Origin of the sequence: Mucilaginibacter sp. CSA2-8R (assembly GCF_038806765.1) — a bacterium.
Lineage (GTDB): Bacteria > Bacteroidota > Bacteroidia > Sphingobacteriales > Sphingobacteriaceae > Mucilaginibacter.
In genome coordinates this window covers 2,448,547-2,462,368 of sequence record NZ_CP152389.1, presented here as the reverse complement: position 1 = coordinate 2,462,368, position 13,822 = coordinate 2,448,547, and the positions used below count along the sequence as shown (strand labels likewise).

The window sequence follows — 13,822 nt, the reverse complement described above, 5'->3', positions numbered from 1 at the left end:
CTTATTTTAGATAATAACCAAAACCAGCACGTGTCTGGATGAGCGGCCGGTCGAAACCTTTATCCACTTTGTTGCGCAGGTAATTAATATACACCTCAATGGTGTTGGTCCCGGTTTCAAAATTTATATCCCATACCTTACTAGCAATGGTTTGTTTAGATACCGTGCGGCCCTGCGCAGAAGCTAATAACTCAAGCAGCTTATACTCTTTTGGCGTTAAAATAATTTCTTTACCGCTGCGCGTCACCTTTTGGTCGGCCGTGTTGATGTTAAGATCTTCAATTTGGAATATATGTGTTTCCTCAATTACAGAATGCGCACTGCGGCGAAGCAAAGCATTTACACGCGCCATTAGTTCTTCCAAATGAAAAGGTTTCACCAGGTAATCATCAGCACCAAATTCGAGTGCGGTAACTTTATCATCTACCGCACTGTAGGCTGTCAACATCAAAATAGGTATAGCGCGGTTACTTTGCCTAACACGTTTGCAAACTTCTAAGCCATTAAGGCCAGGTACATTTACATCGAGGATGTACAGGTCATATTCTTCCAGCTCAATTTGCTTAAAAAATAAAAGCCCATCGTAAACCTGGTCACAGGTAAAATTGCGGTTTGTAAAAAACTGACGCAGCTCGGCCCCCATTTTATAATCGTCTTCCAATATGAGTATCTTCGGCATATACAGTTCGTTAGTATTTATGTATTGATTAATTATTGGTTTTTACCCTTTTGGCTTCTTCTTCGGCTCCGCTGGTGCGGCTGGATGCCGCTTTAATTTGCTGGTTACCGATATTATAGGTAAAGGCTAAGATAATATTTCTGGTATTACTATATTGTTTAAGTCGTAAATCAATATCCTGGTAATTGATATTCCCGAGAGTTCGGTCTCCAAAAAACAGGTCGGTTACACTAAGGGTAACTTTAGCCCGGTTATTCATCAGCTTTTTGGCAACGCCTAAATCAACACTGCTGTTACGACCGGCTTTAATAAATTCGTATTGGCTGGGGGTAGCATAATAAGCACTCACTTGCCCCGTCCAGCTATTGCTCATCCGAACATCGGTTTGAGCAAAAAATACATGTCCCCACTTTTGAGCTTCAAAGTAACCTTGATTATAATACGCACTGTATTGCTGTAAAGCAGTAATTATACCACCATAACCATCAATCACTTTACCGGCTTTGATAGGAAAATTGAGTTGAAACGATATGTTATGAGCCTCGGCAAGATTATCGGCCACGCTAAAGCTCACTAAACGAGCCACTCCGTTGGCATCAACCACCATTTTTTGCTGTGGTGCATATTCCACAATCACATGATGAGTGCGATCATATGCTACAGAAAAAACAGGCAAGCCTGTATAGGTAAAGCTTAGTTTGGCAGATTGGGTAATTTGCGGCCGCAGTAAAGGGTTTCCTTTAGTGTAGGTTAGCGGGTCGAGATACATCTCAAATGGGTTTTGTTGCTGGTAACTTGGCCTTCCAATACGTTTGGAAAACTGACCAGTAATGGCTAAAGCGCTGTCCAGCCGCCGCGTAAGCAACACGTCCGGAAATAGCTTGACAAAATTGCGCTGCAATAACTTTTGCCCATGCGAGGTGCCATCAGAAACGGTTTGTTCTGCTCTTAAACCAGCCTGTACGTCCCATTTGCCTATGGTGCTGTAAAAGTTACCGTAGGCGGCATTAATGTTTTCCCGGTAAATAAATCGGTTAGTTCGGCCTGCATCTCTTATTTCATTTTGCTCAAACAGCAAGTTGTTGTCAATTTTGGCCAAGCTGGTTTTTAAACCGGTTTCAAATTTTACTGTTTTACTTAGCGGTTGTGTGTAGTCGGCTTTAAGGGTTGCAAAACTAACGGGGTTATTAATGCTTTGGCAGGTATGTAATACATTTCCAGTTTGCGGGTAAACCAATATGTGGCTCACATTTTTTAGCAGGTAATGTGCAGCATCGGCATCTACCACCAGGCTCTGCCCATCGTTAGCAAATTTATGCCGCCAGCTTATGTTTACAGCCAAATTGCTGTTTATATTACTTTGTCTGTTTTGGCTGGTAAAGGCGTCTAACAAGTTGCCGTTAGCAAGGCTGGTTTGGGTAGAGGTATTTTGGTAATGCCCGCCACCTTTGCGGTTAAATCCGTTAATTAATACACCAAACGTGTTCAGGCTATCGGCCTGGTAGTCGGCTCCGGCCTGATAAGTGTGCAGATCATAATCTGACGGGTTATAATTGCGTTGGTCGTAATAGCTATTATCGTGCTTTCGCTGAATAAGATTTACTTCAAACTGCGTGCGGTATAAATAGTTGTAACTGCCAAACATATTAAGTTTTCCGTCCCGGTGATTGATGGAAAAGGATGGGTTATAACGCTGATACAATTTACGGCCTTGTTTTACCTCGTTAAGCACATAGGGGTCGGCACCGCTTGCAAAACCTACAGTTGCATTGGTGCCGGCTCCTTGCCGGTGTTTTAAAATAATGTTAATAACGGCATCGCCCTCGGCATCGTAAGCGGCCGACGGGTTAGTAATTACTTCTATGCGGTCTATAGTGTTAGCCGGAGTTGCCCTTAGCAACGCATTCATGTCCTGGTATTGCGAAAGTCGACCCTCTACCATAATTACCAACTTATTTTTGCCCGTTAGTGTTACGCGGTCGCTTAGCACACGCATACCAGGCACGCGCCGTAACACATCTGCTGCAGTTTGACCTGCGGCCAGCACGCTACTCTGCACATTTATAATCAGCTTGTCAGCCCGCTGTTCTAAAAAGGGCTTGCGGCCCAGAACAACAACATCGCCTAATTGCTGTAAATCTGGCATGAGGCTAAAATCCGGCAATACTAAGGGCTTCGCATCATGCTGAATGATTGCAGATTTGATCATCTTAAAACCAATAGCCGAGGCCATTAGCCGGCACCTACCGGCCGACTTGTACCAAAATTGGTACCTGCCTTCGCCATCGGTTTGCAAAGATTGTAAAACAGAATCCTGTCCGTTAAGTAAACTCACCGTAGCAGCCACTATGGGTTGTTGCTTTTCATCAACTACACGCCCCGCAATGGTTTGCCCTATCGCTACATTATACCAGCCTATGGCTATTAAAAAAAACAAAAACAGCTTCATCAATCAGGTCTACCGGCCTGCCGGAAAATTAATTAGGTGAGTAAAGGTATAGAGGCTCAACATTTATTTTTACTCGCGCAATTATTTCTAAGGATATTATAATGTTACAAAAGCGCAACTGGCGTAATATTGCGTTATCATACTGAACAATAAAAAAACCTTACTCCGTAATGCTCATTTGCTGTTGCGATTATACATGTGTCTCGTTAAACTATCACTTCAACATCGGCGTTAAAAGGCATTGCTGATATACTGATTCGATGCCACTTCTTCTACAGAAAAAACGAATACTTATTATAATATTTACACACATTTTCAGAACTTTCAGTCCAATTATAACCAAGACTACATTCATTGTTCCGATCTACATATGCTAACCAATAGTTTACTTAAAGGCGAGTTAAAGCCCGAATTCATACGTAACGAAACACTGGCGGACCTTTTTAGAGCTTCGGCGGCCCAATTCGGCAATAAAACTGCGCTTACCTTCGGACCGCAAAAGCTTACTTATACCGAACTTGACCGGTGGAGCGATGCTGTAGCTGCCTATATAGTCTCGCAAGGTATAGGCCGGGGGCAATCCATTGGTGTTTGGTACCCGCGCAGTTTGGAACTGCCCGTACTTATATTAGGCATTGCCAAATCGGGCGCTGCTTATGTGCCGTTGGACAAGGAAATGCCCGAAGAACGGCTGCAAACTGTAATGGCCGAGGTTGGCGCCGCCGCTTGTTTTACGCAGGATAACCCGGCGTTAAACTGCCCATTGCTACGCATGCCTGTACAACCGGATACAGGCGACGTCATAACTCCGCCTTCCGGCCCAACAGCCGACGACCGTGCTTATGTACTATATACGTCGGGCAGCACCGGAAGACCGAAAGGCATACCCATTTTACACCGCAATATTTGCCATTTGATCCGATCAGAGCAGCATGTGATCAGTATTAAACCTGAAGATAATGTATATCAGGGTTTTTCGGTGTCGTTTGATATGTGGTGCGAAGAAACCTGGATCAGCTTGTTTGCCGGTGCCACTATTTGGGTAGCTGATGCCGTTACCGCAAAATCGGTAGATGAGTTAAGCGATGTGCTGCGCCGTGAGCAAATCACCATTTTACATGCTGTACCCAGTTTGCTGGCCGTTATTGATGACGACGTGCCTACGCTAAGGATGATTAATGCCGGCGGTGAAGCCTGTACTGTTGGGGTATTGAGCCGATGGAGCAAGCCCGGCAAAAATATATTTTACAACAGCTATGGCCCTACCGAAACTACGGTAACATCAACCATGGTGCCGCTGGGGCCCAATGACCCCATAAGCATCAGCGGGCCATTGCCTAATTATAACTTGGCTGTAATTGACGAACAGTTTAACTTATTACCTATTGGTACACAGGGGCAATTAATTATTTCTGGCCCTGGCGTGTGCGAGGGTTATGTAAACCGCCCTGAGCTCACCGCAGAAAAATTTTTGGCTAAACCAGCCAGCCTGGCCGACCTGCCCGGAGACCGTATTTACCTGAGCGGCGACGCCGTGATTATGCAGGCCGACGGGCGAATTGATTTTAAAGGCCGCCTGGACGACCAGATAAAACTGCGCGGTTACCGGATTGAACTCGGAGAAATTGAGGTGCAGCTTAATGCCCTCAGCAACGTTAAGTCGGCTGCGGTTGCGCTAAAAAAAGACAATCAGGACCAGGACCAACTGGTGGGCTATGTCACACTTGCGCAACCTGAGCTGTTTAACGAAAATGATGCGCGAGCTGACCTGGCCAAATTGCTGCCAAGCTATATGGTGCCGCTTACCATTGTAGTGATGGATAAGATGCCGCGTTTACCCAGTGGCAAAATTGACCGTAAATCATTACCGGTGCCCGAGATGCTGCTTCACTTACAGGCAGCTGAACAAGTAGAACTCGATCCTAATGCACCAATTGCCGACCGGGTAATTATTGGTCTGAAGCAACTGTTTCCGGGTAGAGAAGTTACACCAGACTTAGACTTTTTTAACGACCTGGGTGGTCACTCTTTGTTAGCGGCTACCTTTACGTCGTGGTTGCGGCGCGAAGCTAAGGTACCACACGCGGCACTTAAAGATATTTATACGAACCGCCCCATCAATAAATTGATTGATGCCTGGGAACAGGCCGATAAAAAAACCGAACCGCAGCAACCCAAACGTCCGTTTGCGGCCATACCGCCACTACGCTACTTTTTTTGCGGCTTAGCACAGGGTTTGGCATTACTGCTTATCTACGGGCTGTTTGCCATACAAATATTTTTGCCCTACCTAGGTTATTACTACATCGTTGCCCGCACTGAGTCAGGCCGTGATGATCGTGGTATTGCCTTGGCAACTGCGCTGCTGATGTACTGCTTAGTGCCCCCGCTGCTGTCGCTTTTTTGCGTTGCCGTTAAGTGGCTGGTATTGGGCAAGGCTAAAGAAGGCACTTTCCCGCTCTGGGGCACTTATTATTTCAGGTATTGGTTTGTAGATACATTGCTGCGGCTGGTACCTACCCAATTTATGAATGGTACGCCGCTATACCCCTACTTTTTACGCTCGCTGGGGATGAAGGTAGCCAATAATGCTCAGCTTAGCTCCATAAGCGTAGGCGCCTGGGATTTGGTAGAGATTGGAGCCGATGCCAGTTTAAGCTCAGGCGTGGTGCTGGACAATGTAAGTGTGCATGACGGATTAATCACTTTTACAAAAATTAAGATTGGCGACCATGCCTATATTGGCAGCAACGCAGTAATATCTGGTGGCAGCGAAGTGCATAATTGGGGCGAATTGCAAGACCTAAGCCATCTTCCTGCCGGTAAAGTTATCAAGCCTTACGAGGTGTGGACCGGCAGCCCTGCCGAAAAACTGCGCGATGCTGATCCCGCACAATTACCGCAACCTTTAAAAACGCCAGGTCTTCAAATTAATGGGTTCAGCGCCATTTACTTATTGTTATTGCTCATCTTTCCTATTGTGGTACTACTGCCGTTGTGGCCAGTTATCGAAATACTGAACTATTGGGATTTAAATGCACCCGACGATAATTTCAGTTACTTTATTCATGTACCGGTGCTTACGTTGCTTTACATTATACTATACGCCGGTGAAACTATTTTGCTGTCGCGCCTGCTGTTGCACAACATAAAGCCCGGTGTTTACCCAGTTTATAGCCGTACTTATGTGCTCAAGTGGCTGTCCGATCAGTTAATTTCGGTAGCGCTCATCGTATTACATCCTATTTATGCAACTGTGTTTGTATCGATATTTTTTAGATTACTGGGCGCAAAGATTGGTGAAAACACAGAAATATCTACCGCGAGTAACGTAACCCATACCATGCTCGAAATTGGCAGTGAGTCGTTTATTGCCGATGCGGTATCTTTAGGTGAAGAAGACATTCGCGGGCAGCGCCTAATACTGGATAAAACCACCATAGGCAATAGTAGCTTTGTGGGCAACAGCGCGTTGATACCGCAAGGCTATCAGTTAGGTAACAACATGCTGATCGGTGTGTTATCTGTACCACCAACAGCTGCTCAAAAAGAGCAAAACCCGTTAGGTGATTGGTTTGGATCGCCAGCTATTGCTTTGCCTCGCCGGCAGGACAGCGGTGTGTATGATAAATCGTTGACAACTAATCCTACCTTTTCGCGCCGTTTTGCTAGGGCGTTTATAGAGTTAATTCGTATAGTTTTACCGGAAGCTGTAGTAATTTGCTGTAGTGCATTGTTTATTGCGTACTGCCACGATTTAGTGGTTGACCGTACCGCGCTTGGCGTATTGGCTCAATTACCTAAATTGCCATTTTACTATTTATACTATATGGGTTTGCCGGCATTCTTTATTACAGTATTGCTCAAATGGTGTGTGGTGGGCAAATATCGTGAAGAGCAAAGTGCTATGTGGACGCACAAAGTATGGCGCAGTGAAGCTATCACCACCACTTACGAGGCCTTGTCCGTTCCGTTTCTGCTCGATTTTTTGCGTGGTACCCCTTACCTACCTATGGCATTGCGTTTATTAGGCGTAAAAATAGGCAAACGCGTATGGCTTAACACTACCGATATTACCGAGTACGATATGGTATCTATTGGTACAGACAGCGCGCTGAATGAAGATTGCGGGCCACAAACTCACCTGTTTGAAGACCGTGTGATGAAGGTAGGCCGCATCCGGATTGGTGAACGATGCACCATTGGCGTACGCACTATCATATTATACGACAGCGAGCTGGGCGACGACGTTTCGCTCGAACCCCTTTCGCTGGTAATGAAAGGCGAACGCCTGGCATCTTCTACCTCATGGACAGGCAGCCCGATAAAGGCATTGTAGATGTTATTTTATAAAGGGTATCGGCCGCATTTCAATTAATCTTGTTGAATACGGCCTTCTTTATTTCAAGAACCGTCTATATTTAATTCAAAAATAAAACTGATAAAACATGCCAACCTGGACCTTAGATAACGCCGTTTTGCTGCAACAAGAATTTCCTTATACATTTTACAGACCGTCGGACGAAATTATCGGCAGGCTTGAACCAGGTAAAGCCACAGTGAAGTTGATTTTCCGCTTTGACAATAACAAACCGGAGGAACCGGCTGCCGAACGTATGTGGGTTATGTTGGATGCTGTAAATGAAGACGGCTCTTACATCGGCATTTTAGACAATGATCCGTTTTATATTAAAGACCTCGTTGCAGGCGACCGGATTATATTTCGAAAAGAAAATATCATCCAATACGATACGCTTGATGATTTAAATGTCACTGATGTAAACGGTGAAAACATAGAAAAATTCCGGGCAAAATCTTTAGTTTCTAATCATATTCTTAAAGATGGCTATCGGGTAGGAAGGCTGTATCGTGAAGAACCCTCTGACGAAGAAGATACCGGCTGGACGCTAATGAGTGATCATGAAACTGAAGAATACGTGGATGATCACCATAATTTACAATACGTAGCTATTGGCAAAATATTAAACACAGACGACAGCTTCCTGCATTTGCTGGATGCCCCGGTTGATTCAGAATTTATCAGGGACGAAATAACCGGGCAATTTTTTGCTGTTGAGGATGAGTAGAATTTGACAAAGGCAATAGCTATCGTTATGTATCAAAAGCCTCAAAGTGCCATAATTGACAGTTGGACCATCAAAGTATTGTTAGAGAACGAATTAACTCAGCCATACCAAGGCTGATCGGTCGGACTGAGTTTGATCTTTCAATTTACCATCGTCATTTTAAATAATAAATATCAACAACAAGTGAGTAATGAAAGTTAGCCAGATAGTATCTACTACAATATTAATAATTACGCTCCACGCAGCCGCTTATAGCCAAAGCCAAAACGCAATGAACCAGCAAGCAGGATTGCAGTACCAAAAGGCAGATAAAGAGTTGAATAGCGTTTACCAAAAAATATTGAAAGAATATAGTAAACAGCCCACGTTTGTTGTAAAACTTAAAACCGCACAACGCCTTTGGGTGCAACTGCGAAACGCCGAATTGGAAGCACGCTTTCCGGAACCTGCCCAATATGGTAGTGCCCTTCCCGCTTGTCGGGCTATTTATTTAGCAGATTTAACTCGCCAACGTATTCAGTTTTTAAAAACATGGTTAACCGGCATACCCGAGGGCGACGTATGCAACGGTTCAGTAAAAATTAAACGTTAACCAGATGCATGTGCAAGTGTGCTCAAGCTAAATTTTATAGACAAGGAACTGCAATCAATATTCAATTAAACGACGCTTTGAATTCGAGCGGTGACAGGTTTGTTTTTGCCTTAAATAATTTACTGAATGATTGTAAATGCTCAAAACCAAGATTGTAGGCGATCTCGCTTACAGTAAGATTTGTAACCGAAAGCTGCTCTTTGGCTTTTTCGATAAGTTTTTGATGGATATGTTGCTGCGTATTTTGTCCGGTGAGCACCTTGAGTAAGCTACTTAAATATTTGGGCGATAAATTAAGTGCAGATGCTACATCGTTTACGCCGGGTAGCCCTTTGTTAATAAGATCTTCTTGCGAAAAATATTGATTAAGCCACTGCTCCAAACGCCCTAAAACTTCATGACTTGTTTTATCGCGGGTAAGAAATTGACGGTGATAAAAACGGTCTGCATAATTGAGCAACGTTTCCAAATGCGATATGGTAATGCTTTTGCTGAACTGATCGATATTGCCCCGGCATTCTTGCTGAATATTTTGCAAAATACCAACCAGCGTGGCCTCTTCCCGGTCGGATAAAAACAGGGCTTCGTGCACGGTATAATCCCAAAAATCGTACTCCCGAATGGCTTGAGCCAGCAAGGTATGGTGCAAAAAATCGGGGTGTACCATCAACATCCACCCCGATTGTATCAGCTTGGCAGCCTTTTGGTCGATCGTGAGCCTCATAACCTGGTTGGGCGCTACAAATGACAGGATGCCGTTATTATAATCATAAGTTTGCTGCCCATATTTAAGCTTAATTTCACGGTCATTTACTACCCGCTTAAGTCCAATACAGTAAAAATCGTAAACCCAGGCATCCAATTCTAACAACACCGGGCTCGATACGTCCTCCAATTTGAACACATGGAGCAGCGGATGATCTGGCCCGGGCATTTGCCTGAACTGTAAAAACTCGCTGATGGTTTTGAAGCGCTTCATGCCGGTTTATTCTTCTTTGCGTATTTCTAATACAATTTTACCGCTTACGTGTTTAGTTTCGCTCTGGCGGTGTGCCTCCGCTACCTCTACCAACGGGTATATTTTGCTAATAACTGCTTTCACCTTACCCTCATTAATCATTTGAGTAGTACCCTGAAGCGATGATGTATACGTAGTTACGCTGCCGCCGCCTACCAGCGTTGCAGTAGCACCTATTTTTGCAAGAGCATCTAAAAAGTCCTGCTCCAAAGGTTGATCCAGATGGGTACACACAAAAATACTGCCCTCGCGCATTACTTTTACAGATTTAAGCCGCAAACTTTTGTCGCGTACAGGCGAGGCATTAAACACCAGGTCAACGTTTTGCAAAACGTCTTCAAAATGCTGACTGTTGTAGTCAATCACCTCATCGGCTCCTAAATTCTTCAAAAAATTAAAATTATAGGCCGATGCTGTACCAATAACATAAGCACCCATGGCATGAGCAAATTGCACGGCTAAATTACCAACGCCACCCGCTGCCGCATGAATGAGGACACGCTGACCGCGCTGAATGTGGCCCAAATCAACAATGCCGTTCCAGGCTATTAAAGCACATGATGGCAGCGCACCAGCTTCATTAAACGATATATGATCTGGCATTAACGAAAACTGGTTGGCTTTAGCCGCTATATATTCTGCGTAACTGCCATCACCCGGAAAGTTAGGAACACCGTAAACTCTGTCGCCGGCTTTGAATTGTGTAACCTCGCTGCCCGTTTCTTCAACCACGCCGGCTGCATCCAGGCCGAGGCCTAAAGGTAATTTCAAGTAAGCTCGTATTACATTGTTGCCGCCCTGCCTAAAAATATAATCGGCAGGATTAACACTGGTGGCATACATTTTTATTGAAATCTCATCTGCTGCCGGAGTCGGGCGTTCAACTTCGGCCATCTGCAGCACTTCCGGGCCGCCAAACTCATATACTCTTATTGCTTTCATAACCTATCTGTTTTGTTATACAAAGATGGGTTATCGCAGAGGCTGCGGTTTAGCCAAAAGGCACTTAAGCTTAGCCGAAAGGACGGGTAAGTTAAAGATTGTGACTATAAAGCCTGGCCCGGAATGTAAATCTTCAAGCGCCTATTCGAATGCCATCACGCTTCTATATAATCCTCTAAAATACTGAGGTGATTGAGAAGCGTGATAATTTATAATATCAATTATGTTCGTACTCATTATAAGTTTTTTCAGAAAAAGGATCTACAGGTGGTTTGAGCCCGATAAGCTTTAATTAAATGAGGCTCTAAATTCTAAGGGCGACATACTGGTGCGGCGCTTAAATTGCTTACTGAAAGATTGGGGGTGCTCGAAGCCCAGCAGATAGGCAATCTCTTTCATCCCCAGGTTAGTGGTTGACAGTTTTTCTTTAGCCAGGTCGATTACTTTGTTGGTAATAAATTGCTTGGTGCTTTGGCCCGTAAGTGTTTTAAGCAAACGACTCAAATAGTTAGGTGAAAGGTGCAGTTCATCAGCAAAGTAATTAACCGATGGGATGCCTTTAAGCGCTTGCTGGTCAGCCTCAAAATATTTATTCAGCAACTCTTCCATCCGGGTAATCATCTGGTGATTGCCTGCTTTACGGGTGATGAACTGCCGCTGGTAAAAGCGCTCGGCGTAAGTAAGCAGTAATTCGAGTTGGGCAACTATTACGTTCTGGCTAAAATCATCTAAACGGCTGCGGTACTCCTGAACTATTTTTTGCATAATATCTACAATCATTTGTTCCTCAGCATCCGACAGGTGCAAGGCCTCGCTGGCCTTGTAATCAAAATATTCGTAACGCCTTATTTTGTTGGCCAGCGACGTATTCCAAAGCAAATCGGGGTGCACAAGTAAAAGCCAACCCTGGTGCCCGGCCGCCGTTTCGGGCGGACCACTAATTGACAGTACCTGCATAGGCGCCATAAAAAGCATCACACCTTTATCAAAATCAACCTCTTGTTGGCCGTATTTTAGTTTGGCCTGAAACGTGCGTTTAAGCGCAATGCTATAAAAGTTGTGCATCAACGCCTTTGAGGCATATTTGGGTGGATACGCCATATCTTCAAACTTAACTACGCTCACCAAAGGGTGCTCGGGTGCGGGCAATTCGAGCAGGCGGTGGTACTCGGCTATGGTTTTAACATGAATGGGCGTTGGGTTTGCCATTTTCAAAAATCATATAATTTTACAAATTAAGCAACTGCTTCAATCCTGCCTTTAAATCAATAGGTGGCCGGCCCAGCGCTTCTTCCATATCGTTGGTAACGGTACTGCCTTGCCCGCCGGCAATGTCGGCCATAAAAGGCAAAATCAAATCAACCACTTTTTGGGGCATACCGCCATTTAATGCGTTGGTTCTATAAGTTTCGGCACTCACAGGCCTATAACTTACCGTTTTGCCAGTCAGCTCACTGAGCGACTGTGCTACATCAGTAAACGAATAAGCTCTACTACCGGTAAAACGGTAAATACGGTTGCTGCAATCACCGGCGGCCAGCACATGGCCTATGGCCTCGGCCTGATCGCAGCGCAACGCATAAGCCACCCTCCCATCGCCGGCAGGCAAATTGATTCCGTTGTCTAAGTAATCCCGGCCCAGCATATACAAAGCCATCGAGTCCATATACAGTATATTACGAAAAATGATATATTTAAGTCCGCTGGCCATCAGGTAATCTTCCGTTTCATAATGCGTAAGCATGATTGGGTTGTGCAGCGTTTCGCGGTTTTGCAGGCAATGGCTGGTGTAAGCCAGGCATTGTACTCCGGCACGCTTAGCAGCATCAATGACGTTTTTGTGTTGCTGCACAATCTTACCCTCCTCAAGCGCCGACACCAATAAAACCTTTTCGATTCCTTGCATAGCGATATTAAGTGCATCTACGTCGTCATAGTTGCCTATGCGCAAATTAATGCCTTTAACTTTAAGGCTTTCTGCTTTGGCTTCATCGCGCACCAGCGCGGCAATCTGCCCGGCAGGTATATTGTAATTTAGCAGGGTTTCGATAACCCGGCCACCTAACTGGCCAGTAGCTCCGGTAATTAATATCATAACTTTAATTTTTAGTTAGTACAAAGTTGAGCGTTACGACCCAACCGCACTTGGCCAAAACAGGCTTTGTGTTGCCAAATCTGACCTTGGTATAAAAAGAATGAATGTGAGCTTGGGTGCGGAGAATTTTTAAGCTCGCAATTTAATTATAAGGTATTTAATTAACTTTTTAGGCGAGCCTGTTGGCATGATAATAAACCATTATTAGTACAATTAAGCAGCGCTGATTTTAATGGGCCTTGTAACAGCAACGCTTCTGCACTTAGGTACAGAAGCGTTGCTGCTAATAAATTAGTGAAAAGGCGTCTTAGTCAATCACAATGCTTTGTATAGCTTTGTCCATGGCATGTTCCATGATGCCGGGCACTTTTAGCCCTTCGGCACGAAAAACGGTGACGTCGGTCAGTCCTAAAAGCCTGAAAAAAGTTACCAAATATGGTATCACAAAATCGTTAGCTGCACCGGGGCCATGCGAATAAACACCGCCCGAACTAAAAGCGATGTACACTTTTTTACCAGTGATTAGCCCTACCGGCCCCTGCTCACTATATTTGAAGGTGACGCCGGGCCGCGTAATATGATCAATCCATGATTTAAGCGCCGTGTGAATAGTAAAGTTGTAAAGCGGAGCCCCAACCACTAAAACATCTGCTGCCTGCAACTGCGCAATAAATTGTTCTGAATAGCGAATAGACTGCCGGTCATCATCAGTAAGCTGATCGCCGGGTACCAAGAAAGACTGGAATGTAGCCGGTGTGAGATGCGGTACTTCCAACTCTACCAGATTGACCTCTTCGATAGAACTGCCCGGATACTTTTCGATAACTTTATCGACTACGGCCCGGCCCAATTTAATACTTTTTGATTCAGAACCTAAAATGCTGGATGTTAAATGAAGAATGCGTTTCATAAATTTTTATTGTTTTGTTGATGGGTTGACTATGATGCTCGCAGAGATAA

The 13,822-nt window shown here is 44.6% G+C and carries 10 protein-coding genes; 3 read left to right on the top strand and 7 right to left on the bottom strand.

Annotated elements, in window-relative coordinates; genetic code table 11:
• Window position 1: 1 nt before the first annotated feature.
• Both AAGR14_RS10195 and AAGR14_RS10190 read right to left on the bottom strand, forming a co-directional pair.
• Complete coding sequence (locus AAGR14_RS10195; protein ID WP_342648487.1) at window positions 2-679, bottom strand: response regulator transcription factor; 678 nt, start codon at window positions 677-679, stop codon at window positions 2-4.
• 28 nt (window positions 680-707) lie between these two features.
• Window positions 708-3,128, bottom strand: a complete 2,421-nt coding sequence (locus AAGR14_RS10190; protein WP_342648486.1) for a TonB-dependent receptor — start codon at window positions 3,126-3,128, stop codon at window positions 708-710.
• Window positions 3,129-3,498: 370 nt separating this feature from the next.
• On the opposite strand from AAGR14_RS10190, the gene AAGR14_RS10185 reads away from it, so the two are divergent.
• The 3 genes from AAGR14_RS10185 (at window position 3,499) to AAGR14_RS10175 (ending at window position 8,807) form a co-directional block, all read left to right on the top strand.
• Complete coding sequence (locus AAGR14_RS10185; RefSeq protein WP_342648485.1) at window positions 3,499-7,467, top strand: Pls/PosA family non-ribosomal peptide synthetase; 3,969 nt, start codon at window positions 3,499-3,501, stop codon at window positions 7,465-7,467.
• 109 nt (window positions 7,468-7,576) lie between these two features.
• Window positions 7,577-8,215, top strand: coding sequence for a DUF2185 domain-containing protein (locus tag AAGR14_RS10180; protein ID WP_342648484.1), 639 nt, complete (start codon window positions 7,577-7,579; stop codon window positions 8,213-8,215).
• Between the two features lie 271 nt (window positions 8,216-8,486).
• A complete protein-coding gene (locus AAGR14_RS10175; protein WP_342648483.1) occupies window positions 8,487-8,807 on the top strand; it encodes a lysozyme inhibitor LprI family protein in 321 nt (106 codons plus the stop codon).
• 61 nt (window positions 8,808-8,868) lie between these two features.
• On the opposite strand, the gene AAGR14_RS10170 is transcribed toward AAGR14_RS10175, so the two are convergent.
• The 5 genes from AAGR14_RS10170 to AAGR14_RS10150 form a co-directional block, all read right to left on the bottom strand.
• Window positions 8,869-9,786 (bottom strand): helix-turn-helix transcriptional regulator, encoded by a 918-nt coding sequence (locus AAGR14_RS10170; RefSeq protein WP_342648482.1) that lies wholly within the window; start codon window positions 9,784-9,786, stop codon window positions 8,869-8,871.
• Between the two features lie 6 nt (window positions 9,787-9,792).
• Window positions 9,793-10,767 carry an NADP-dependent oxidoreductase gene (locus AAGR14_RS10165; RefSeq protein ID WP_342648481.1) on the bottom strand — a complete coding sequence of 325 codons (975 nt, stop codon included), beginning with the start codon at window positions 10,765-10,767 and terminating at the stop codon, window positions 9,793-9,795.
• A 288-nt stretch (window positions 10,768-11,055) separates the two neighbouring features.
• Window positions 11,056-11,976, bottom strand: coding sequence for a helix-turn-helix transcriptional regulator (locus AAGR14_RS10160; RefSeq protein ID WP_342648480.1), 921 nt, complete (start codon window positions 11,974-11,976; stop codon window positions 11,056-11,058).
• Between the two features lie 19 nt (window positions 11,977-11,995).
• Entirely contained in the window at window positions 11,996-12,862 is an 867-nt protein-coding gene (locus AAGR14_RS10155) for an SDR family oxidoreductase (protein WP_342648479.1), read from the bottom strand.
• A gap of 307 nt (window positions 12,863-13,169) precedes the next feature.
• Entirely contained in the window at window positions 13,170-13,772 is a 603-nt protein-coding gene (locus AAGR14_RS10150; protein WP_342648478.1) for an NAD(P)H-dependent oxidoreductase, read from the bottom strand.
• Window positions 13,773-13,822 lie beyond the last annotated feature (50 nt).

Excerpts from the sequence above, each read along its gene's own strand:
- AAGR14_RS10155 (WP_342648479.1), bottom strand. The coding sequence starts at position 12,862 with ATGATATTAATTACCGGAGCTACTGGCCAGTTAGGTGGCCGGGTTATC.
- AAGR14_RS10190 (WP_342648486.1), bottom strand. The coding sequence starts at position 3,128 with ATGAAGCTGTTTTTGTTTTTTTTAATAGCCATAGGCTGGTATAATGTA.
- AAGR14_RS10165 (WP_342648481.1), bottom strand. The coding sequence starts at position 10,767 with ATGAAAGCAATAAGAGTATATGAGTTTGGCGGCCCGGAAGTGCTGCAG.
- AAGR14_RS10195 (WP_342648487.1), bottom strand. The coding sequence starts at position 679 with ATGCCGAAGATACTCATATTGGAAGACGATTATAAAATGGGGGCCGAG.
- AAGR14_RS10175 (WP_342648483.1), top strand. The coding sequence starts at position 8,487 with ATGAACCAGCAAGCAGGATTGCAGTACCAAAAGGCAGATAAAGAGTTG.
- AAGR14_RS10185 (WP_342648485.1), top strand. The coding sequence starts at position 3,499 with ATGCTAACCAATAGTTTACTTAAAGGCGAGTTAAAGCCCGAATTCATA.
- AAGR14_RS10150 (WP_342648478.1), bottom strand. The coding sequence starts at position 13,772 with ATGAAACGCATTCTTCATTTAACATCCAGCATTTTAGGTTCTGAATCA.
- AAGR14_RS10170 (WP_342648482.1), bottom strand. The coding sequence starts at position 9,786 with ATGAAGCGCTTCAAAACCATCAGCGAGTTTTTACAGTTCAGGCAAATG.
- AAGR14_RS10160 (WP_342648480.1), bottom strand. The coding sequence starts at position 11,976 with ATGGCAAACCCAACGCCCATTCATGTTAAAACCATAGCCGAGTACCAC.
- AAGR14_RS10180 (WP_342648484.1), top strand. The coding sequence starts at position 7,577 with ATGCCAACCTGGACCTTAGATAACGCCGTTTTGCTGCAACAAGAATTT.